Source organism: Mucilaginibacter sp. GW822-FHT03E02, assembly GCF_058801545.1.
Window position 1 is genome coordinate 5249525 of the sequence record NZ_JBXANJ010000001.1, and the last position, 22091, is coordinate 5271615.

Sequence of the window (22091 nt, forward strand, 5' to 3'; positions counted from 1 at the left end):
ATACGATAGGGGGCTATCCTTTCAGGTCCTTAGCTTTGGCTTAGGGTGATCTTCAATACTGCATACTGTTAAAAAGATTGTTATGGAAAAGAATAGTTTCTGGGACTTTAAAAGCTATGATGAAAAAAAATGGTTCAAATTCCTCGTTTTGAAAACCCTCATCACGGCGGTACTTTACATCGTCAGTCATGTGTTACTTAATTTATGGTGTCCGCAATACAGTTACGAATATACGGTGCTCAACCAGGATCAGGTACTCCAGATCACCCAAATGTACGCCGATGTAACGCTGAAAAGTACATCACCCGCACCACCAGTCGGGGGATCAACAGCCACTATCGAGAAAGATACCGGCAAAAAAGCCGACACCTCAAAGGCGGCCGGAAAAGTGGCTCTAAAAGTCACTACTAAGGCCGGCAAACCAGATACCGCAAAAAAAACGGATACCACTTGCTGCAACAAACTGATATGTGCCAAAGTCATCGACTACCTTGATAACCTTTTTGAAGGGAAACTTGACCCGGAACAAAAACACCGGGTACAACAGCTCCTTTGCGAACTTAAACCCACGGATGCCCCAACCATACTCGGCAAAACCCGTTTCAAAGTAGAATCTTACTTTTGGCTCACCGGTCCATTCGTCTATCTTGAAATTATTTTTTGGTCTATCTTGGGCGTCCTATCCAGCCTATTATTCAACCTCGGCGTACTCGGCAGAAACGCCACCACCGATCTCGCCAACCCGCAATCCTATTACGACTCCTCCGAAGTACCCTTCCAGGTCGCTAAAATCATATACGCTCCCATTTGCACCCTCGCCGTTATCCTCGGGTACAACTTCTTTACCGACCAAAACATTGTTGACATCAGCTCCAGCAAAGGCGTTCTCGTATTCGCTTTTATCTGCGGTTTTTACAGCAGCCGCCTCATCGCCCTCATGGACAGACTCAAAGAAGTCCTCCTCCCCAACAGCGGTACCAGCACCCTCCCAGGCAATAATCCGCCTACAGGGGCCAATGCGTTAATTCCCGTACTGACTATCAAGGTAATAGCAGATCAGGCCCTGCTGACACCGGCCGAACTTTCCGCTGCAGGCCCCGACTGGCTCAATAAAACCGTCGTTATCATCAGGTCAACCGTGTCCGGAACCGCCACCACCGGAAGCAGAATGGCCATAGATCCCTTAGGTACATTTACCTTCAAAAACCTGGCCGCAGGAAACTACAACATCAGCGCAGATTACAGCATCGGGGCAGGAGCGGAACAAATCCACCTTAGCGCCACCCAAACCGGCCAAATCAATAGCGGTACCAAACCAATAGAACTTAAACTGGAAAGAGTTAATCCGACTGTTTAACCCAAACAAAGCAAATAATAACATGAAAAAAATCATCATCATAAGCGCGTTTTTTAGCCTTTTAATCCAACCCTCGACCTCCATCGCCTGGGGGGCGCAAGGCCACCGCCTCATCGTAGAAACCGCCCTCTCCATGCTTAGCGCCCAGGCCCGGCAAAAAGTATTAGCCGCTTTAGGCCCACACTACAGCCCCGACCTCGCCGCCGTATGGATGGACTCCGTTCGTATTAAAAATGTGGCAAAATATAAGTATATGAAGAACTGGCACTTCGTCAACATGGAAGCCGGTCAAACCTATGCCCAGGTGGCCAACCAAAATGACGTCGTTTATAATCTCCAAAGAGTCATCGGGGCTCTCAATAACACAAACGCTTATAGCGCAGACAGTCTCAAACAAAACCTGCGCATCCTCTTTCACCTCATGGGAGACATCACCCAACCCCTTCACGTCGGGTACAAATACGACCTCGGCGGCAACAAAGACAGCGTCAGCACGCCCGTTTATAACAGCCCGGACAACAACCTCCACCACACCTGGGACGACATCATCATCTTAGAAGGTAAAATCAACCTCCAAACCTCCGTCGCTTATTACCATGCCCTGTCTGCCACTAAAATAGCTGCAGCCAAACAGGGTAATACCAAAGCCTGGCTAAGCCAGGCACGCGCTTATCTGCCCGATATATACAAATGCAAGCCCGACACACACAAAATGACCCCGCTGACCCTCGCTTACCTCGACGCAAATATTCCGACCGTCCAGCAGCAACTCGTTTACGCCTCCATCCGCCTTGCCAGCGTCCTTGAAAAAGCATTTGGAAACCACTGAATAAAAAGCCCGCATGAAAGCAATTATATACTTATTGGTAACCTTTTTTTCAGCCGGAACCCTTTATGCGCAGCAGCAGGTGGTCAAACATCATTCCTATACCACCTATTACCGCCCCGGACTCAAAGAACCCGACTCCGTAGCTTATGACCTCACACCGGCAATGATGAATTGTTCCCCCAGAGCACCACGGACCAACAACTTTCAGGCAGACCCCAACATCCCCGGCAGCCCACCGCCAGGCGATTATGCCGTCAACCACGTCGTACCCCGCACTCAATGGATTGACCTCGGCCACCTCTTCAACGCCCTGGACGCCGCCTGCGACGGCCCATTTTCCGATGAATGCTATTACACCAGCAACATGCTCCCCCAATACCAATCCTTCAACCAGGGCGACTGGAAAAAACTCGAAATCCAGGAACAAAAATGGGCCAAAACCCAAAACCTCCACATCATCGCCGGTGGCATTGGCTCCCTCGGAACCCTGCCAGCCGGAGAAAATATACCCAAATTCATGTACAAAGCCATCTTTCGCAACAACCATTGGCAAGCCTGGATCATGCTCAACGATCCATCGTCCAAAGGGCATAAATTAGATACCCTGAGTAATCACATCCATGAATTAAACAGCCTGACAGGACTTCATCTTTAAATACCATTCACGTTAAGGAACTGCACCCATAGTACTGCGCCGCAGCTATCCCTACATTAAGCATTACCAAAATATGGAAGTCAAACACCTCATAAACTCAACATGCTCCATGCATAAATTGTACATCGCAATCCTGTTTACCTGTTTATACCCGGCAATCAGCAACGCACAATTCGCGAACCGGCAAGTCAACTGGAGAACCCTGCAAACCCAACAAGCATCCGATAGCGACAAAGTTGTACGCGTTTACCTTGACAAATTCGGATACTTCTATCCCGATATCGCCGTTCCTATTGATGAGCATAATTTCATTCACCCAAGCCCACTTAGCACCGCCAAAACAATAGGCAGCGCCAACCTCTTTGCCTACTTTGGACGGAATAATAACGACAACGACGCGCTCTTAAACTACTATCATGTTACCAAAAGCGGTCTTTTCAGCAAAGACTACTATGCGGTGCAGGAAAAAGAACTCCAAAATATCAACCGCCAGGTCCATAAACTAGTAAGTACAATTAGTGCCAAAACAATCGTATTCCTCATTCACGGATTTAACGTCAATGACCCATCCGGCGACTATCAATACTTTGAAACCGCCGTCACCACACAAGGCTATGACGCTAAAGCAAAACCCATCTATATCGAAATATATTGGGACGGCCTCAGCAACAAACTTCCAACGGATATATTTTCCGTTTGGCCACATGCCCAAAACAACACCAAATGGGTTTGCCTTGCTGTCAGGGATCTCATGCGTCATTTAACAGATCGTTTAAAATTCGTCGTGGTCACCCACAGCTTAGGCGCGAGCGTAGGAACAGGCGCATTATTTAATACCAGCACCAAATGGGGGCCGTCCGGAGATAAGGCAGAAGTCGACAGCATCTCCAATGCCATACCCGCACCGGTCGACGTTCCAATTCGTTTAGGCATGATCGTACCCGCGATTCCCGGTGGTTCCACATTTATTGATTTCAATAAACGTTCACCCGACATCATCCCGGCAAAAAACAATATTACCCGTGTCGTTATTGGCTACAACATATGGGATTACGCCACTTCTAAATTAAAGCATGCGAGTATCTACGGTTCAACCACCCTCGGCTGCAATTTTCACAGAGAGCTGGATAATGTCCGTGATTCCCTTATTAAAATTGGCTATCCCGCAGCAGACTACGATAAATTGGTTATTCCCATCCAATTTTCCACCCCGCGGATTTTAGGCAAATACCAGGACCATGCCTTTCAAGCCTACATGAACGACACCCTAAACTTTAAAACTTTTCTAAAGCAACTGTTTGAGTAAAATGATTATCCTTAAGTTTGATCCATGTACAGCCTGCTTATCAACGACCCTAGTATTTAAAATGGCGATACATGTTGGTGACGATCTCGAACGGGTACTGTCATGGATCAAAAAATTTAAGCAGAATATATTAAATAATTTTATCCTATCCGAATATTCTTATTAGCTTTAAGAAACTTAGTGCTCTGTCATTCAGTACGATAAATTCAATTTGCTCGCTTTTTGATTATTTCGGTTTTATTAATAGTTATTGATTTCAATCATCACCAATAATATGGCTAATTCAAGGGCAACAAACAAAAAGAAATGGTGGGAAGCGGTCAATTTGAGAGTTGGCGTCATCGCAGCAATATTAGGCCTGGCAACAACCGCCTTTAGTTTTATAAAAAACGAATTCGCCACGAAGGAGCCGGTGAATAAAGATTTGTTGCCAAACCTGAAAGTATCCTATATCAGTATGGCGGGAAATATCTATTCGATGGCAGACGGCGATTCTGTATCGAAAAGACAATATTACCTCAATTATCTGAGGCTTAAAAACGAGATTGATGATAGCAGTCATGGTCAGCAAGCCGGTCTCAATGAAGATAGTACCTTTGCCGGCCAAACGAAATTTATCACCTGCCTGATGATCGAAAACAAAGGTAAAGGTGATGCGGACAGTATTGTCGTCGAGCTTAGTAAAATCAGTAGTAACCTGCCGTTGAAAATTGATGAAGATAAGACGGCGGATTATGACGATCAGATCAGGACCCGGCGTGTTTTAAAAAAAGAGTTGATCCGCTTACCTCAATCCCTTTTAACAGGTCAGGGCATTCTTGTGCCGCTCTTTATCAGCTATCATCCGCCAATATATAGCGGAAACGACAAGAAATGGACAATTGCATCCAAATTAATTTTTCTCCCGGAAAATATCAGGTACAAAGATGCCACGGACACTACCCAAAAAGCCATAAAGGTACGAAAGATGCAGGCACCTGTTCGTGTGGAAGAGGGGGTTGAAGTACGTGGCTGATCCTGAAAAATATACTAATAGCCCATGAAACAAGAAGAAAATAGCAATGAAGGAAACAAACCCGCCGGTACCCGGAAAGCGGTATGGGCAATTGTGCTTTTAATTTCAGGTATTTCACTGTTAGGATTTAATGCCTACCGGTATGTAGCCCGGGAACGGGAGACAGGCAGAATACAGCGGCGTACAGACAGCCTCCTGCGTGTGCTGGATACCGCAGGCCCGCGTTTCGATGTGGGCTACGGAGAGATCAATAGCAGCCTGTACAAATCAATGAGGTCCGGAATCAAAGACAGCAGTTCTTTAGCCTATGCAACCATCAATAATGAGGTCGACGGGCTTTTGGAATCAGGTCATTTGGATACCACCTGTACATTCATTACATGTGATAACGCATTTTTAAAAACTTATCTGGAGGCACGTAAAAAGCGCCGGATGAAGCAGCGTGAACCAGGGATAATTTGCCTGGTTGTAAAACAGACCGGCAAGGGGAAGGCCGAAAACGTCACTTTGGACTACAATAGGTTAACTTTAAATCAGCCACATGAAATGTATGACCCCACAGATATCCAGTTTGGCACAGACTCATTACTAACGCCCGGGGACCGCAGGTTGTATGATGTTTCCCGAAAGCAGTTAAAACTTGGAACAATGGATACGGGAGCAGCGATGCTTATCCCCCTTTACATCACCAATTGGTTTGATCGTAAACAGGTCAAAGCCGGTGAGGACGAGACCATAAACGTGACCGGAGGACCGGTGTGGGTTCCGGTCACGCTGAATTATACCCGGCAAAAATCAAAAACACAACAAATTCCATTATCAGCGGTATTGCAACGACCTATAACCATCAGCAGATAAGATGTTAAAACCATCGACGCATAGAGTAGGCATTCGCCATCGCCATGCTTGACCATGCTGTTCCGTGCGCGTTAGACCAATGAATTGTGTTGATAAATATTAATTTCAAATATTTAAATCAGCAAGTTAGCATGATCAAAGTGTAGGGGAACAGCCTGAACTCTTTTCCCAAACGCATTGATCATTGGCTCCAGAATCCTCCAATAGGAGGATCAGAACCGGACAATTCCCTGCTGCACAGCATACATCGCGAGCCCTACCCGAGTTTTCACTCCCAGCTTCCGGAACAGCGCATCCCGGTACCCATCCACCGTCTTAGGGCTGACGTGCATCCGGTCAGCGATCTCCACATATGTCAGCTCGGTGCACACCAGGCTGATCAGCGTCAGCTCCGTTTCCGAAAAAGCCGGTTTTGCGACCACCTGGCTGCCCGCAGCCGGCTTACCCTGCATCTGCTGGTTAATAATACCCGAAACAAAATCCGCGTAGAAATACCCTTTGTTGCTGATCGCCTCAAGAGCGCGGTTGATATCCTCGACCTCGATATCTTTCGACAAGTAACCTCTAATCCCCAGCCGGAGCATCCGCAAAACCCCTTCCTCTTTTTCAAACATAGAGATGACCAGAATCGCTATATCCGGGTGGTACCGGTTCAGCCATTCCACCGCCTGGTAACCATCCATTTCCGGCATATCAATATCCATGAGCACGATATCCGGCATGAGTTCCGCCGAAAGCTTGTTTTTGAGATCATTGCCGCTTTCGGCCTCGAACAACACTTCGTATTTTTCCTCCGTGTCTGCCAGCGTGATCAGCTTGATCAGCCCCTTGCGGAACAGGTTATGGTCATCGACGACCACCAGCTTTATTGTTTTTTTTTCTGTAAGCATCATTAAAGTATCACCAGGTTGTTACCGCCGAAGGGATACGGATCGAAACCCGGCTCCCTGCACCCGGCGCACTTTCAATGGTCACTTCAGCGCCGATTAGCGATGCCCGTTTGTGGATATTCAGCAGCCCGGTGCTCGCTTTTCCGGCTTCTGGCTTCATCACCCCGCTGACGTCGAAGCCAACCCCGTTATCCGAAATCTCCAGCTCGAAAAGGCCCGCCTGGTAATTTAAAGCAGCAGACACCACCCCGGCCTTGGAATAATTCATGATATTATTCAATACCTCCTGGCACAGCCGGAACAGGATGATCTCATGCTCCGGCCGCAACCTGTATTCCTCGCCTGTCTTGCTAAAGGTAACATTAAATTTTTTCGTTTTGGCCATCCGGTTCAGCTCGTTGTTCAACGCGGCGATAAAGCCAATTTGCATAATATGATCCGTATTCAGACTGGCGCTGAGCGCCTTCAGCTCCAGCAGCAGTTGCTTGGCCAGCGACTTGGTTTCCAGGATACCTTCCCGCCCCTCGTCCGAACTGTGCGGAAGGATTGTCGACAGGTTGATATTGATCAGCGAAACCAGCTGGCTGAAATTGGCATGCAACTCCTTGGCAATATGGTCGAGCGTCACCTCCTGGATCTCCAGCTTGGACTGCAGCAGCGTCTGGGTAAAAGTATCCTGCATCTCCTGGACCTGTTTTTCATGTTGAAACCGCTTCTGCTGGTACAAAAAAAGATAATAGATTACCATACCGACCAGTACCAGGATTAACAGCGTAGAAATAATGATCGTCAGGATACTGACTTCAGAAATCGAGGTTTGCATAAAAATGAGATTAGGTAAAGGGCGTACATCAGCGTGTCGAGCGCCACATTGATGTTGAACAACACGAAAGCCAGGCTAAGATTTTGCCGGATCAGGTAGGGAAGAAATATGCAGTAGGGAAGGGCTGCCGCGTAGTAGATAAATATACCGAGGGAGATCCAAACTCCCGGATGTGAGGCAAGCGATACCAACTCTTTTGCGTGCAGTACCTGGTAGAAAAAAGCCAGTGCCAGGAGCACGAAGAGCAGGTAATACAAAATGATCGTCAGATTGTTCAGCACCCAGGGGCCTTGGAAAAAAAAGAAGTCGGCGATACCAAAAAGCATTACCGGAATCCACCCGGCACGTATCAGCTTCCGGAACCTGCCCGCCCCCAGCAGCCGGCCATAACCGGCAGCAAGGAACAGCAGCTGCACCATCATAAATACATTATAGATCCAGATATTGGACGCCGGAAAGCTCCAGAAAGCCGTTTGGTGCAGCCCCCATTTCCAGCTTATTGCAAATGCTTCGATCATCAGGCTTGTTATCAGGAATAAAGAAAAAATCCGGTAAGGCCTCAGCCACTCCACCCGGAAAGCCCTCAGGCTCACCAGGGCGCTTAAAGTCAAAGGAATCAGGTATATATAATGATAGCTCAACAATTTATGCATCGACTAATATACAGCGTAACCACCGGACTTTAAGCCCCGGAATATTAATTTTTTGTGCGGCTACTCTTGCCCCGCCACATTATCTCCGTTAGATCAGTCACATATCGGCGGGCAGGGACTGCCCAGGTTGAATCCTTTTTTCTTACCCAGAATCCCACCAAGCAAACCTCCTTTTTCCGCTGCCGAGCGAGCGGCAAAATCAGGTTCATTTTCCAGGATCACCACTTGATGTAACACGGCATCACCTACAGGAACCGCGCGGGTCGGGTTCATTACCAGGCATAACTGCCCTTCGAACTGATGCCCCGGCTCATACATCCCGAAAGCCACACGCAGACCGTCGCCCCCCGCATGGTCGATCTCATCCAGCAGCCCGGCAATATGTTCACGGGAATACCAGATCGTGCGCGTATCCGGTTTGCCCAGCGCCTCGCTGAGCAAGTTGTTTTTTTTGCTGATAAAGTCAGCGGACCGCTGGTTTACCAGGGTCTGGCCGACAAAGAAAAAGGGTAGAGGTTTGTTTGATGTGTTCATAATGTTAGGATTTGAAACGTTAAGAAATAATTGTTTAAAAAACTCAGGGCTAAAGTAAGGCATGATATGCCACCCCGATCGGTAGTTTCGCATATTCAGGAAAATCCCCAGCCAAACTCAGGAAAAATCCCCTGTGGCTCTTGGAGTACAGGGGATTTCCGGGGATTTTTCTACTAAAAATCAGGTTTTTACCAAGTAAATGATCGTGCACATTTGTATGAAAAAATCAACCAAACCCCACATGAAAAAAGCATTGCTCATCGGCATCGACCAATACCCGGACGATGCAGCCCTGCAGGGCTGTGTCAAAGACGCGGAAGCGGTTGCCGCCCTGCTCGGCCGGAATGAAGACGGTCACCTGAACATGACCACCGAGGTACAGGCCAACGTCCCCAACAAGGCGACGCTGCTCGCCCACATCACCGACCTGTTCCGTTACCCTAGGGCAGTATCCCTCCTTTATTTCAGCGGCCACGGCTATTTCAGCAAGCGCGGCGGTGTTCTGGTGACTCCGGACTTTAAAGAGTTCGATGAAGGCGTATCCATGGATCAAATCGTCCAGATTGCCAATGAGTCACCCGCACTCGACAAGATCATCATACTCGATTGCTGCCATGCTGGTGCCATGGCTGACGGTAACCCGGCTTCCGGGATGAACATCCAGGTTATGAACGGCCTGACCATCCTTAGCGCCAGCCGCCATAACGAACCAGCCATGATGTACAGCGGAAAAAGCCTCTTCACTGACCTGCTCACCCAGGCCCTTGCTGGTGGCGCAGCCGATATCCGGGGTCATATCAGTCCCGGGAGTGTCTACGCTTATATCGACCAGGCTCTCGGCGAAAAAGGTCAGCGGCCCGTATTCAAGACTCATATCACCCGGTTCGTATCCCTGCGCGAGATCAAGCCCAGGTTGCCTCAGCAAGTCATGGTTAAACTGACAGATTACTTCCAGGCGCCCGGCGACGAATTTCCGCTGGACCCGGCCTATGAGGACACAAACAGCCCCGATTTTGAACCCCTGCGACGGAGACCCTGGGCCGAACCTGGCAAGGTCAATATTTTCAAGGAGCTACAGCAAATGCAGGCCGCCGGCCTGGTTGCGCCGCAGAATGCTCCTTTTATGTATTTCGCCGCCATGGACAGCCAGTCCTGCAAACTCACTCCACTGGGCAAACATTACTGGCGGCTGGTGAAAGAAGGGAAAATCTAAACAAGATACAAACATAGATGAAGTTCCCAAAAAGATGGTGGTCTTTAAACGGAACAACCTGAAAACACTGTTTGACGCCAAATGAAATAAGAGACAAATGGAAACTGAAAACACAAAAGCCAGAACTAAAAATCAAGATTTCAAATACGATATCGCTATTTCCTTTGCCGAGGAGGACCGCAATGCCGCCCTGGCTCTGGCACTAGCGTTGGAAATGCAAAGTTTTGAGCATATATATTATTACCCGAATAACCGGGAGGCAACCGTCGGCCTGCCGCTCGACAGTACCCTGAACACCATTTATTCGGAGCAGGCCCGTTACGCCATCGTTCTGTTGTCCGGATCATACGCCCTCAAAACCTATACCCGGATCGAACTGGCCGCGATCCTTACAAGAACGCAATCTGCAAAAGACCGGATCTACCTGATCCCGGTGCTGCTGGATGGAGTTGGCACACAGGCTCTCCCTGAGCTTGCAAACCTCGGTTACATCCCCTGGGACTACAATCCAAAAGATGTTGCCACCATGATGTCCCGGATGTTTGACCGCAAACTGCCCGGCAACGCGCCAGACAGGCAAAAACGGTTTATCATTCAGGCCATTCAGACAATTACCAATCAGCAGATAACATACAATCAGATCAATACGAACAGCAATACAGGAAATCTGCGAAATGGAAACTGAACAAAATAACGAATCCACTATCAACCCGACCGAACAGCCTAAGCCGGAAGAGGCCCCGCACCAAAAACCCGACATCAGCGTAGAAGCTACCCAGCATATTGAAAATCTGCGGGAGGCTTATGACCAGCATAATGTCAACAAAGTGGATGTTTACTTTAGTGCCGGCGGGCGGGAATCTGACAAAATCGACTTCAGTATACTGCCAGTTAGCACTGGTAGAGAAAGCACACTGCCATTCGGGCAGCAGGCCAGTAAACGCTTCGGCGAAAGCCGGATGCTGCTGATCAGCCACAGCCCCAGCCACGACGAAGAGGCCGCCGACGCCATCGCGCAGATCGTGCGGCAACATTGCCCCGGCCGGCCGGACGCTGTTTGTTGCACCCTGCAATTGCAATCCGCGTTCCCGGTCAGCCGGCTAATCAGTGAGTTCCGCGCCAGCCCCTTGTGCCGGCCCGGTGAAGCCCAAGCCCTGGTTGTTTTTGAAAACCGGGAACATAACGAAGCGGCCAGTTTCTTAAGCGCATTCACCAGAAAAGGCGGCTCGGCCAGCAGCCTGAGCCTGGAGCTGGCCCGGCAAAATATCTGGCTGATCTACGCAGGCCAGCAAGCCGGCCTGCCCGAAACCGCTGTCCAGCAGGATTTGCACGCGGCCTATCACCTGGTCAACAGCCTGATTCTCGGTATCAGCCGGGAAACGAACGATTACGACGAAGCAATGGCCATCTACCAGGAGGTCACCGCTACTTCCAGGTTGACCGGCTGGCTTCGTTCCGGCACCGAAAGCGACATCGTCCGCGAAATAACCTCGCTGTTAAAAGCAGGCTCGCTGCAGACAGCACTGGAAAACCAACGCAGCAAGATCAGCTACCCCGAAGAAAGGGAGGCTGTAAGGAAACTCCTGGCTGAACCGATCAAAAGCATGATCCTGTTTATCGCCACTTATTTCGATGATATCAGCGTTATCGATTTTGACCGGCTCGTTAAACTCCTGATAAACGAGCTGCCCGAAACCCTGATCACCCAGCAGAAAAACGGCGCATTTGACCTGCTCTGGGAGTGGGAGACAAACGCGGATCTGTTACTGGCGGACTGCGGCTTGCAGTTCGACCTCTCCGAAAAAAAAAAGATACCCGCCTACCGGTTCGAGAAGTCCATCCGCCGCGATGCCCTGTTAGAATACTTTAGCAGCAGCCAGCGGCTGGTACTGTTGCGCAGGCACGAAATTATCAGCAGGGGTCTGTTTTCGGCGGCCAGCGTATACTCTCAGGGGATCATTTCGGGCTGCCTGGCGCTGAATTTTGAAAATGCCGCGATCAATCCCCATCACTACCTGGCGGGGTTTTGCTTAAACATGGCCGACTGGATCGCCGATGATGACACGGACGACACCAACGGCCGCCGTAAACAAAATGATTTTTTGTGGCTTGTCGGTTTCATCCGTACCTGGGAAGACCACGAGGTACTCAAGTCATACCTGGGGCTATTCTACAAGCAAATGATGGAGACCGAATCACGGCGGGAGATCCTCGGTGCCCTGTTAACCCATATTTGCATACCGGAAAGACCGGCCAATTTAGCCCGGCTGAAAACATTTCTCGAAAACACCGGCAGCCGGGAAATGAGCGGTTGCTTCCGCATGATCCGGGTCATCGTCCTGAACTATCTTGACCAGCTGCACCTTTTTTTTAGCGAAGTGGATACCTGGACCGACACTGCGGGAGGCGAGCCCGCCAAATCCTGTGCATTCATCAAGATCGCCTGTACTTTTATTTTTTATAACGGCTGGCTGGAAAAACGCGGTAAACGAAGCCTTGCCCTACAGCTGCTGGAAAAAGTGAGCCACCCGGACTCGGCGGCAAGCCTGTCCCTGCTTAGCCAGTTTATCTTCGGCCCGTCTGCAGCAGTTGCCTTCCGACGCATTTACAGCAAACTGTACCAGGAAAACTACCTGCAGGAAAAACTGCTGAAAACCGATACCGAAGATGACCTGCAACTGATTTGGGCCATCGTGCTCACCCAGTGGCATGACCTGTTACAAAATCCCGGTAATTCAGCAAAGCTGGAACCGGCTGACCTGGAAAAGCTGCTTGCTCCAGCGCTGCAGCAGGCGCTTAACAGCCACCGACCGGGACGCATGGAAGTGGCGCTCAACAAGGCGGTAACCATTATCAATAAGAATATCGAGCGCATCAAAAACCTTCCACCGGCCATTCAGACATCCATCGCTCCGCTGGAAGCTAAAAGATCATCCGCCAGAATACTTATCCGTTTACTAAGAACTTATTCAACCGATCATGGAACCGACAGATAAAACCATCAGCACCCTGGATGGGATCATCCGGGAAATCACAGCAATGCCCAAACGCAAGGAAGCCCATATCCAGGTGATCATCATCAACGCCAGGACCGGAGAGATCGCCTACGAGCAACCCTTTGACCCCTTCCGGCTACTGAAACTGCGTTATTTCGAACTGCATATGAAAAGCGCCCTGTTCAACATCCAGGGACCACTATTGTCCGCTTCTTACGAAAATGCAGAGAAACCCTTTAAAGTTGCTGTCCGCTTTAATGCGCGTATCATTCCCGGCCAGGGATTCAAACTGGTCCGGTTCATGAACGGTGAAGGCACACCGCTACAACTGCTGAATACCGCCCTTCAGCAGGAAGCCGATGATTATATTTTCCAGTATAAAGATTTCGTCATCAATTTCAGCCAGCATGGGCGAGCTCTCAGCAAATTGTTGTCAGCCGTCGCGGAACGCCTGGGCCTCGAGTTGGACATCCAGCTCCAACACCAGCTGAAAACCGAAGATATCGGCGATTTTTTCTTCCACCAGCACATTGTTAAAGCCCAGACCAACGATGGGCAAACCGTGGAGATCCGGCACGACCTGGCCCTGACGCTGACCGACCGGATCAAATATGCGCTTTCCGGCATTAAGGATATTAAACAATGGGTGCAGAACAAGCTGGACCAGTATACCAGCAATGCCGTTATTGAGCTGAGCTATGCGCAGATCCTGACCAATATGGACCAGTCCCTGATCAAGGCTCCTATGAACGATGCCGTCCGGAAGATCGGCTATGAACTTAAACAAATGATCTCCGTTCCCGGGCTCGACAACGAAAAGTTCTTTTTTGAAACTGCCGACGATAGCCATAATGCCCAGAAGGACTACAGCACTAAGGATACCAAATTCCGGATATCGGTCAATATGGTGGTCAGCGGGAAACTCGACCTGCACCATCCGAAAACCAGCGCCTTCATCAAGCCCGATTTTGACATCATTGACGCGATGAAGAAAAAAACGATCGAAAGCGCCCGGGCCTACCTGATCGGCAAAACCCCGCACGAATGTTTCCTGCAGTTCAGTCAGCTCGAAATCGACCTTATCAACCATGTCCGGAACAGCCTGGAAGCAATCTATGGCTTCCACGATCTCAATATCAGCGTGCAGTCCCTCGAATCCAACCTCTCCGACCGGTTCTTCCGCCTCCAGGAAAAACCTTTTTTCATCAGCTTCGATGCAGATCTGAAAGAACGGGGCTTTGAACTCGGCTTCCAGGTCAGTGCGGTCGCCGATGACGGCTGGTTCCGCTTCCGCGGCAATAACTATGCAGATACCCAGGATGAACTGGCTGCCATCGGCCGGGGCATACAGGGTATCATGAACACCGCGATGTTTCACCGCAGCGGCCTGATCGACAAGCCCTCCATCGAAGCCGAGTTCGGGGAAGCCAGGAAATGGGTAATCATGGAATTCGGTCTGGAGATCCGGGTCCACAGCCTGACCGAGCGGATCAGCGAAAAAACAGGCATTCACATTGAAGAGCGGCTGAAGGATAACGAAATGAAAGCAATGTTACGCCAATACCTCCGTAATCACAGCAACGCCAAACTCACCCAGCTCCTGCAGGAGCACCTGGAAGCTTCCAGGAATGATAAGGAACGCGCCGCCGAATTACAGCAGGAAATTGACCGCGAAATACAAGGCCTTACCACCGGCAGGGAAAGCCTGACCAGCAGCTTACACAGCCAGCCGCGTATAGCGCCGGACGGCAACAGTGATACCTCTGACCCGCAACATAAATCCTAAGCGTCATGGAACAATTTTTATATTTCCTGTCCAAAACCGACGGGACCGTCATCAGTCGCTGCTCGCCCATGGCCCGGAATATCCAGGCATCGCTCGGCTTCTTTGTCCTGCTGACCGGCACAATTGCCTTTCTGTCGGGCACCTATGCCATCTCTAATATGTTCATCCGCGAAGACCTGGGCTCCGGCGAGCCCACCATGCCTTTTTTCGGCTGGCCTGCTTCTGTCATACTCGGCCTGATCTACGCCACCTTTATCATGGCCATTGACAGGGAGATTGTTTCCGCCGCTAACAAAACCGCCGTAGCTTACCGGATCCCCCTGGCTATCGTCGTCAGCCTGATCATCTCCAAGCCCATGGAAATGCAACTCTTTGATGCCGCTTTAATCAAACAACTATCCATCGACGATCTGCGTGACCAGGATAACAAGGGACTGTCTGATAAGCTGGCCGGTAATGTTAAAATCCTGCAGCGCCAGTACAATACCCTTGACAGCAACCTGCGTGCGGCCGTCGACAACTGGAACACCTGGCAAAAGCTCGAATCAGCGGAGATCGTGGGCAGCCCTATAGCCGGCGCAACCCATCGCCCCGGCAAAGGCCCCGCCTATGAACAGGCCGGGGAGAATATGAAGGCCCAGCAAACCCTGATCGATCAATATAAGACCGATCTCAAGCAGGTCAAAGCGGATCTGGATAAAGCCAAAAGCGATGAAGATGTCAAATACCATTCCGGCAAACACAAACAGTCCTATGACCTGTTGTCCAAAAGTATTGCCCTGGATGAGGTCAAGGGCAACGACAAATCCGGTGCCGCCACCCGCATGGGCTGGGGTATCACTGCCTTGTTCCTCCTATTTGAAACCATTCCCTCGCTGATCAAGCTTTTGCTGCCCAGGACCGAATATGATGCAATGATCGATAAAAGAAGATTGCTGAATATCCTGTCCACGACAATTATCTACGAGCAGGCAACGTCCGAATATTACTCCAAGACCGCTGAAGAACTTACGATTGAAAATCCTTTGAGAATAAAGCAAATGTATTTATCGCAGTCTGATTAATAAGCGAATTTCATGTTTTTCAGTCAGCCAGTGGAAGTTAATCAATTTTTAAATTTACAATAACCAATTCTCATGGAAACTTTACAACTTATTAGGACCCAGGTATCCCCGTTAATGGACATCGACTTTTTTCTAATGGAAAGCAATTTCGGTGCAGCTTACGATGGTAATCAGATTGCCGTAATTATTAAAGGTCTTGTTTACAGCCGGACCGTGCAGCGCATACAGGAGTTCGACGCGCGTAGCAAACAAACCCTTGCTGGTTTGGCTGAGCGCGTTGATCAGACCGCGGCCGAACTCAATTCATTGATCGCGCAGTCGAAACGAGAAGATCCGGGCAGCGCGCCATCCACGTTCCTGCTTAACCGGAACGATGCCGCTTCAGTGGATCAGCACAATGAAAAGGTTAACAGGTACAATAACCAGCTTGAATTGCATCGCCGCATCATAGACCAGGTCAGCCGGGCTAAGGAACGGCATGAGGATGCCGTAAGTAAGTTCAATGAAAAGAGAGCCGACCTCGAAGAGCAACTCCGTGAGAAAATGGAGGAACTGAAACCGGCGATGGATCAGGATATCCTTAACCTGCTGGGCAAACTGCAGCAACTTGCTTACGATTATATCAGCAATAAAAATAACCTTTTCGGCGGATTCCTGCTCGGGTACCTAACCAAGAAAGTCTACTTGTTTTTATACGACCGGATAAACGGCACATTTAACCAGCGATCAGCTACGGATATTTTTAAAAAAATAAGTGATGAAACCGAACTTATCCTTGCCCAAAATAAACAGGAGGTGGACGAAGGGTTGTACGCTACGGTGAAATTTCTTTTTTCGTGCTTCGACACCAATAGGTTACACCTGGAACAAATCAACTGCTCTTTACACGAGCTTCCCTATCAGCATTGCCTTGACCATGAAACGGAGGCCAAGAGGCTGCTGGGACTGCCTGTTAAACAGGATTTTACCTATAAACACCTCATCGACCCAGCGGAAATAAACGTAATGCAGGAAAAGGTCGTTGCCGGTAAAGGCCGGCTTGAAAATGCTATCCAGCTTATCCGGGATTTTGCGGCTGAACAGGCTCCGGTCTTTGAGCAGATAGCGGCTGTTAAACGGTCAACCGCGCTTGAGCTGGCACAAATGAACCAAACTAAAACCAAAATCCTGGAGCCTGTCGCCAAAGACCTGTATTTCGCGATCCGCATTTTTGATGAAGAAGATCAGGAGCGATACATGAATAAGCATAAGCCTTGGTTGCAGTCCGTCCAAAAGCACATAGAAGAGGCGTTCAGCTTGCCAAACGGCCTTACAGAATTGGTCCAAACAATTATTCAAACAGAATTGCTGACCTTAACGGCTGACAAGACCATACAAAGCGATAAGGCGTTCCTGTTTCTTGCAAACCAGGGTTGCTTAATACAAAAACGACAGGAGCTATTGAATGCCGTACAAGACCTCAACGGTATCATTGAACAGCTCAATGAACTCCCAAGGAAACGGACAGAGGAATTCTCAAAAAAGATGACCTTATTGCTAAACTTATCGCTATTGCCCCTTTGCAATATCTGTGTGCTGTTTCCCGTCAACGTATTGTTCAATAAGTATAAATCCGGACTTAGAAGCCAAAACCCGTTTTATGCAGAACTAAGGAAAAAGCAAAACAGAAAATTAAGACTTTACTTTTATATCCATCTCGTGCTTGCTATTTCCAGTGTCGCCGTATTTTTTGCTGTAGGCGCATCGGATTACCGATTTATGTGCCTGGGGGGAGTCTTTACTTACCTGACCACAGCCACGGTTATCTATTTGAAAGAAAAAAGATTGTAAATATGTCCCGAGACGATCTGAGCGTATCAGGTTGCAATTTATCGATGTTACCTACATACTGGGATTGAAAGATTGTGCTATCGTTTATACGCAGCCGGGGAAGATACTATTGAAAAGATCGGTCAAGGCGATGCTGGATATTTTCCCAGCAAAACGCTTTATCCGGGTACATAAGTCCGCCAGCGACCCGCCGGCGAAGGAAAATATCGGCCACCGCAAAACCGACCCGGTCACCGGCGCCGCAGCTTTCGTAACCGGCAGGGATAGTATTATCCAGCGGGCCGTCGCCCCTAAGTACTAGCCGCCCACACGGGGGGACTGGCAGTTTTAATTCACGGCTCCGGGTTCAGTGATTATTCTACGCGCTACGATGCGCTCCATAAACAAAGCATTGGTATTGAAATTACTCACCGGCGCGGCTGTATTGGCCGGAACAGCCGACCGCTGTAAGGGAACTCCTGCTATACCTCCGATAAATAAAGCATCCGCAAAACCTGTCATCCCCGTATGTTGGATGTAAACAAAAATGCCTGAGGGGTGTCATGGGAATTGGCTCTCCTTCCGCCTGAGCCTGCTATTAAAAAATCGGGAAAATGAAACAAATATCCCCGATAGGTTATATGATATTTTCATGAATCATTTAAAGGAACTGTCAGAAGTTTAAGCAAAATCGGGTCCGATATTTATTTACTGTAAGACTTTTCGAAAAGACAGGAGCGCGCATTTTCGCGCCCTCCTGTCGAGTCCTCAGGGACCAGCCTCAAATTCGGATCGTGATACCGATATTCGCGGTATAGGTGTTCTCTTTCAGATAATAAGGAGACAGCAGGCCATCGGGTACGGGTGCGGCGACTTTGAGGCCATAATCTGTGTGACTGGCGATAGGGAAATACTCGCTGGCTACCGCTTCCTGACGCATCCGGTTCTGCCTGCCGAAATTGGCCATGAGGGTAAAACCAAAAAAACGGGCGCCGGGAAAAGGGAAAACGGCAAAACCCACCCCAAAAGGTGTCTGAGAGTTAAAAAAGCCGCCGTCCTTGTCCGTCTCGAAATTTTTGTAATCCTTCAGTGAAAGGTTGAGCAGAAAATTGAACGCCCCCTCCTTGTCAAAGGGGATCAGGGTGACGATCGAGAGCGCCGTCCCGTATTTGTTTTCCACATGTTCCACCACATGCGAATCCGGCTGCAAGATATATACATAATCACCGTTGAAGTTCTTAAAATAGGTCACGGTAAAACCAACTTTAACTTTTACACCAGCTATACTCAACAGGCCGGTTTTGTCCTTGGCTGCATCAGTTCCTGTTTGTGCCCAAGCGAGGTTCCATCCGAGGAGCAGTACGATCAATAAAATGAACTTTTTCATCTTTCTAAATTTTAGGATAAACGATTGGATTAAACTCAGGGAGGTGGTCGGGACAGGTGAAATGCCGGTCCCTCCGCCTCGTCGACGGTGTCTTCGTTGGTAAAGGCTAAGCTGCGGGTTCATACTTGGCTAAATTTCAATCGGTTAATATGGCCTAAAACGGCAATTCAGGGCAATAGTATCCCCGGTAGTCCACAATCGCTTACATGACCAGGCACGGAAAATTTCTTTTTTCATGGAATTTTGATTCTTTATGATATTTTTACCAAAAAAACCATGGAAACCTCTCTGTTCCATGGAAATAACACCTAAACTGTCGAAAACCCAATGGAACCAATAACAATCCTGAAAGATGTTGTGACCACCGTCAGGAACGCCGTATGGAATACATTCCCCGATAATTTAAAATACACGGTTTATCCGCCGGTAACCAGGAAACTGCGTGCGTTGTTCCCCGATGCTGTCAAAGAGATCAATTCGAAACAGCCGGACCTTAACCTGCGTTGGGAAGGACGGATCAAGACCATGCTCAACGGTTTTGGCGGTTCCCGCAAAAAAATGGGCGAAAGCGAGCCTTACCATACCTTTATTTTGCTTTGCACCTATCTCGGTATACATATACCCTTTAAAACCGAGTACGGGAAACGGCAGAAATACACCTATCATGTCAGCCCCGACCAGGTGATCAGGCAACTGGAACGAAAAGGCATCCTTACACATGAGCTCGCGGAACGCCAGCTGACCGATCTTGCCCGGAGTGACAGGGGCGAATCACCCGGGTATTATACCTGTTATCTGTCCGCCGGTAAAAATGCACCCGTTGCTGCAAGACTGGAACTGTTCTTCAAAAAGAAGCAAGCTGCGCTCCTGCTGCCCGGCGATCCGGAAGAGCGTTCAATAGGTGATATAAAACTAATCGGCAGCCACTTATTCATCCAGCTTAGCAACCAGGACAACGGATTCCTTTCCTTCTTTTACCTCCACAGCAGTAACGGGCAGCCGGAGTTTGCCAATACCTTTACGGGTTCCTACAGTGCCGCGCCTACCGATGACAGCGGGTTGACGGCGTGCAAAGTAATTGTCCGGAAAAATGACGGCGGTCCCGAACAGGCCAGCCCGCTGGCCCGCTACGAGCTTTTTGATGAAACGATCGGCCTGCGTAAGACCACGGCTTTTCATGCGGTTAAGGAAGTAGCAGGTACCTACCAGGGCTACTGGTTCGTGGTATCCCGGCAGTTCCACATCGTTCGCATGGTCATGGTAATCGGAGCAGATGGCAGCTGCCGGATCAAGGGCCTGAAAAACGAGGATATGTACGGGTATGTCACAGGTATCGACATGTCAAGGCAGGTCCTCAAATGCGCCCTCGCCTTTCATCCCGATGATGAGCCTGCCGCCCTCCATCTGGTATTCGACCTGAAGAGCCGGGCGGACGGGTACCTTGACGGGGCATATTCCGGTCACCAAGCCGACTTCCATCTGGTTGCGGGCAAGATCCGCTTATACTGCCTGCCGATCGAACAGCCGGCCGAACCGCCCGTGAAGGTAAGCCTGGATGATGCCGAGCGGCTTTTACCCGGAATCGGCCGCGAACTGCTCGATTTTTTTGTCGGAAATCCCCCTGATGCCCCAAGTTCCAGGTTTTTACAGCCCAATTACAGCACTTTTCGCAAATGGTTTGATCCCCTGGTCATCGAAAGTACCGGTGACAGCAAGCGTTTCAACAAAACTTACCTCATGCTCCGGCTCGACACTGATAAAGAACAGGTGAACCGGTACATGGTCCGTATCCAGGACGGCACGGCCAGCTTTAGCCTACAGGTAGCCAAAGGAGAACGCAAATACCTTGGGACAGCCACCTTCCTCAGCCCCTGCCTCATGCTCAACATCTATAAACGCGATCAGATCGATTATGATGCCCTCTACATCTTCTACGTTTTCGGCCGCCCTACCGGGGTCGTAAACTATTTTAACGGAGTTTATGCAACCACCACTTATTCGGATGCCCCCATTTGTGGCCGCGTTATCCTCCTTGAAGCCGACAACAACACCGAGTATAGCCCGATCCCGCTGTATTCTAACGAGTATTTTCGGTTCAACAGCGCGCACGACCGAGCGCTCGACCTGCTCACCGGAGTGGAGAATAACATGATTAAAGTCAATAAACATGAGAACAACCTGGGCCGCAACATCAGCTATGGTCCGCTGTTCTTTCATTATGCCTGCGTGGTGCCGGGCGATGAAAACAAAAGCAGATACCTCAAGTTCGCGCTCGACCACGGGTTTAACGATGTCACAGCGCTCGATGATGCACTCAAAAACAGGCTGGAGGTCCTCGTAGGAAACGTCAAGATCAGCATTGCCTCCCAAGATGAAAGTATTACGGAAATAATATTAAAATATAAGGACAAGCGCGGCCAGCACCGTCAGGCCTCGTATAGGGTCATGCGCTGAATGCTTCAGCCCGGACAGCTATCGCGCGGTAACGGTTGCCGGGACACCTAAGTCCACCTGTTGCCATGGCTTACGATCGGCGCTACCTGAAAACAAATTCACCACCGGTATATCTACTACCAGCGACATGCTATAGCGCCAATAAGTACGGTGTTCGGCATCATTGTTCGGCCGGGTGCTCGTGTCATTATTAATCTTACGCAGGTTTGGCCCAACCTGCGCACCAAAATTTAACGATAATGGGGTCTTTGGATAGCAGCAGATGTTGCTTATGTCTTTGTCCTGATTAAATTTTGTTTTAACAAGCAGGTCTCCGGGAATACCTAACTAACCCAGTCTGTACAGGAATCCGAATATCCGTTTCGAATTACACAAAAAAACGGCAGAAAATCCCCTACCCTAACCTGCGCTGATGTCCCTGTATTTGATATCAACCGTTCAAAAGAGACTGCAAATACCAAT

At 49.2% G+C, this 22091-nt stretch carries 20 protein-coding genes; 14 read left to right on the top strand and 6 right to left on the bottom strand.

Annotation, left to right across the window (positions count from 1 at the left end; translation table 11 throughout):
• Positions 1–82 precede the first annotated feature (82 nt).
• The 6 genes from AC1RM2_RS21755 (at position 83) to AC1RM2_RS21780 (ending at position 6020) form a co-directional block, all read left to right on the top strand.
• Positions 83–1357, top strand: coding sequence for a hypothetical protein (locus AC1RM2_RS21755; protein ID WP_492987265.1), 1275 nt, complete (start codon positions 83–85; stop codon positions 1355–1357).
• Between the two features lie 22 nt (positions 1358–1379).
• Positions 1380–2186, top strand: a complete 807-nt coding sequence (locus AC1RM2_RS21760; RefSeq protein ID WP_492987266.1) for a S1/P1 nuclease — start codon at positions 1380–1382, stop codon at positions 2184–2186.
• 13 nt (positions 2187–2199) lie between these two features.
• Positions 2200–2841, top strand: a complete 642-nt coding sequence (locus tag AC1RM2_RS21765; RefSeq protein ID WP_492987267.1) for a DNA/RNA non-specific endonuclease — start codon at positions 2200–2202, stop codon at positions 2839–2841.
• A 73-nt stretch (positions 2842–2914) separates the two neighbouring features.
• On the top strand, positions 2915–4147 hold the full coding sequence (locus AC1RM2_RS21770) for a hypothetical protein (RefSeq protein WP_492987268.1): 1233 nt from the start codon (positions 2915–2917) through the stop codon (positions 4145–4147).
• Positions 4148–4421: 274 nt separating this feature from the next.
• Positions 4422–5162, top strand: coding sequence for a hypothetical protein (locus AC1RM2_RS21775; protein ID WP_492987269.1), 741 nt, complete (start codon positions 4422–4424; stop codon positions 5160–5162).
• 24 nt (positions 5163–5186) lie between these two features.
• Positions 5187–6020 (top strand): hypothetical protein, encoded by an 834-nt coding sequence (locus tag AC1RM2_RS21780; protein ID WP_492987270.1) that lies wholly within the window; start codon positions 5187–5189, stop codon positions 6018–6020.
• Between the two features lie 212 nt (positions 6021–6232).
• Here AC1RM2_RS21780 and AC1RM2_RS21785 read toward each other — a convergent pair whose 3' ends face one another.
• The 4 genes from AC1RM2_RS21785 to AC1RM2_RS21800 form a co-directional block, all read right to left on the bottom strand.
• A complete protein-coding gene (locus AC1RM2_RS21785; protein WP_492987271.1) occupies positions 6233–6913 on the bottom strand; it encodes a response regulator in 681 nt (226 codons plus the stop codon).
• Positions 6914–6920: 7 nt separating this feature from the next.
• Entirely contained in the window at positions 6921–7733 is an 813-nt protein-coding gene (locus AC1RM2_RS21790) for a sensor histidine kinase (RefSeq protein WP_492987272.1), read from the bottom strand.
• A complete protein-coding gene (locus AC1RM2_RS21795) occupies positions 7700–8386 on the bottom strand; it encodes a hypothetical protein (protein ID WP_492987273.1) in 687 nt (228 codons plus the stop codon). Before AC1RM2_RS21795 ends, AC1RM2_RS21790 begins: the two co-directional genes overlap by 34 nt.
• A gap of 93 nt (positions 8387–8479) precedes the next feature.
• Complete coding sequence (locus AC1RM2_RS21800) at positions 8480–8920, bottom strand: hypothetical protein (protein WP_492987274.1); 441 nt, start codon at positions 8918–8920, stop codon at positions 8480–8482.
• Between the two features lie 241 nt (positions 8921–9161).
• Between AC1RM2_RS21800 and AC1RM2_RS21805 the strand changes: the two genes are divergently transcribed.
• The 7 genes from AC1RM2_RS21805 to AC1RM2_RS21835 all read left to right on the top strand — a co-directional run bounded on the left by AC1RM2_RS21805 (position 9162) and on the right by AC1RM2_RS21835 (position 18110).
• Positions 9162–10133 carry a caspase family protein gene (locus tag AC1RM2_RS21805; protein ID WP_492987275.1) on the top strand — a complete coding sequence of 324 codons (972 nt, stop codon included), beginning with the start codon at positions 9162–9164 and terminating at the stop codon, positions 10131–10133.
• Positions 10134–10230: 97 nt separating this feature from the next.
• Positions 10231–10818 carry a TIR domain-containing protein gene (locus AC1RM2_RS21810; protein WP_492987276.1) on the top strand — a complete coding sequence of 196 codons (588 nt, stop codon included), beginning with the start codon at positions 10231–10233 and terminating at the stop codon, positions 10816–10818.
• The gene (locus AC1RM2_RS21815) at positions 10808–13129 is read left to right on the top strand and encodes a hypothetical protein (RefSeq protein WP_492987277.1); all 2322 of its coding nucleotides are present in this window, start codon (positions 10808–10810) and stop codon (positions 13127–13129) included. The genes AC1RM2_RS21810 and AC1RM2_RS21815 overlap by 11 nt, the downstream gene beginning before the upstream one ends.
• Entirely contained in the window at positions 13113–14915 is a 1803-nt protein-coding gene (locus tag AC1RM2_RS21820; RefSeq protein ID WP_492987278.1) for a hypothetical protein, read from the top strand. The genes AC1RM2_RS21815 and AC1RM2_RS21820 overlap by 17 nt, the downstream gene beginning before the upstream one ends.
• Before the next feature lie 5 nt (positions 14916–14920).
• A complete protein-coding gene (locus AC1RM2_RS21825; protein WP_492987279.1) occupies positions 14921–15979 on the top strand; it encodes a DUF4407 domain-containing protein in 1059 nt (352 codons plus the stop codon).
• A gap of 72 nt (positions 15980–16051) precedes the next feature.
• Positions 16052–17809: a coiled-coil domain-containing protein gene (locus tag AC1RM2_RS21830; RefSeq protein ID WP_492987280.1), complete on the top strand. Its 1758-nt coding sequence runs from the start codon at positions 16052–16054 to the stop codon at positions 17807–17809.
• 31 nt (positions 17810–17840) lie between these two features.
• Complete coding sequence (locus AC1RM2_RS21835; RefSeq protein ID WP_492987281.1) at positions 17841–18110, top strand: hypothetical protein; 270 nt, start codon at positions 17841–17843, stop codon at positions 18108–18110.
• 26 nt (positions 18111–18136) lie between these two features.
• Here the strand turns inward: AC1RM2_RS21835 and AC1RM2_RS21840 are convergent, their stop codons facing one another.
• Both AC1RM2_RS21840 and AC1RM2_RS21845 read right to left on the bottom strand, forming a co-directional pair.
• Positions 18137–18310 (bottom strand): hypothetical protein, encoded by a 174-nt coding sequence (locus AC1RM2_RS21840; RefSeq protein WP_492987282.1) that lies wholly within the window; start codon positions 18308–18310, stop codon positions 18137–18139.
• Between the two features lie 259 nt (positions 18311–18569).
• Positions 18570–19175 carry a hypothetical protein gene (locus tag AC1RM2_RS21845; protein ID WP_492987283.1) on the bottom strand — a complete coding sequence of 202 codons (606 nt, stop codon included), beginning with the start codon at positions 19173–19175 and terminating at the stop codon, positions 18570–18572.
• A 327-nt stretch (positions 19176–19502) separates the two neighbouring features.
• Here AC1RM2_RS21845 and AC1RM2_RS21850 point away from each other — a divergent pair, with 327 nt between their 5' ends.
• Positions 19503–21629, top strand: a complete 2127-nt coding sequence (locus tag AC1RM2_RS21850) for a hypothetical protein (protein ID WP_492987284.1) — start codon at positions 19503–19505, stop codon at positions 21627–21629.
• Positions 21630–22091 lie beyond the last annotated feature (462 nt).

Coding starts and splice junctions, on each gene's coding strand:
- AC1RM2_RS21795 (WP_492987273.1), bottom strand. CDS start 8,386: ATGCATAAATTGTTGAGCTATCATTATATATACCTGATTCCTTTGACT.
- AC1RM2_RS21800 (WP_492987274.1), bottom strand. CDS start 8,920: ATGAACACATCAAACAAACCTCTACCCTTTTTCTTTGTCGGCCAGACC.
- AC1RM2_RS21790 (WP_492987272.1), bottom strand. CDS start 7,733: ATGCAAACCTCGATTTCTGAAGTCAGTATCCTGACGATCATTATTTCT.
- AC1RM2_RS21810 (WP_492987276.1), top strand. CDS start 10,231: ATGGAAACTGAAAACACAAAAGCCAGAACTAAAAATCAAGATTTCAAA.
- AC1RM2_RS21770 (WP_492987268.1), top strand. CDS start 2,915: ATGGAAGTCAAACACCTCATAAACTCAACATGCTCCATGCATAAATTG.
- AC1RM2_RS21840 (WP_492987282.1), bottom strand. CDS start 18,310: ATGACAGGTTTTGCGGATGCTTTATTTATCGGAGGTATAGCAGGAGTT.
- AC1RM2_RS21785 (WP_492987271.1), bottom strand. CDS start 6,913: ATGATGCTTACAGAAAAAAAAACAATAAAGCTGGTGGTCGTCGATGAC.
- AC1RM2_RS21830 (WP_492987280.1), top strand. CDS start 16,052: ATGGAAACTTTACAACTTATTAGGACCCAGGTATCCCCGTTAATGGAC.
- AC1RM2_RS21820 (WP_492987278.1), top strand. CDS start 13,113: ATGGAACCGACAGATAAAACCATCAGCACCCTGGATGGGATCATCCGG.
- AC1RM2_RS21805 (WP_492987275.1), top strand. CDS start 9,162: ATGAAAAAAGCATTGCTCATCGGCATCGACCAATACCCGGACGATGCA.
- AC1RM2_RS21780 (WP_492987270.1), top strand. CDS start 5,187: ATGAAACAAGAAGAAAATAGCAATGAAGGAAACAAACCCGCCGGTACC.
- AC1RM2_RS21760 (WP_492987266.1), top strand. CDS start 1,380: ATGAAAAAAATCATCATCATAAGCGCGTTTTTTAGCCTTTTAATCCAA.
- AC1RM2_RS21775 (WP_492987269.1), top strand. CDS start 4,422: ATGGCTAATTCAAGGGCAACAAACAAAAAGAAATGGTGGGAAGCGGTC.
- AC1RM2_RS21850 (WP_492987284.1), top strand. CDS start 19,503: ATGGAACCAATAACAATCCTGAAAGATGTTGTGACCACCGTCAGGAAC.
- AC1RM2_RS21825 (WP_492987279.1), top strand. CDS start 14,921: ATGGAACAATTTTTATATTTCCTGTCCAAAACCGACGGGACCGTCATC.
- AC1RM2_RS21815 (WP_492987277.1), top strand. CDS start 10,808: ATGGAAACTGAACAAAATAACGAATCCACTATCAACCCGACCGAACAG.
- AC1RM2_RS21765 (WP_492987267.1), top strand. CDS start 2,200: ATGAAAGCAATTATATACTTATTGGTAACCTTTTTTTCAGCCGGAACC.
- AC1RM2_RS21755 (WP_492987265.1), top strand. CDS start 83: ATGGAAAAGAATAGTTTCTGGGACTTTAAAAGCTATGATGAAAAAAAA.
- AC1RM2_RS21845 (WP_492987283.1), bottom strand. CDS start 19,175: ATGAAAAAGTTCATTTTATTGATCGTACTGCTCCTCGGATGGAACCTC.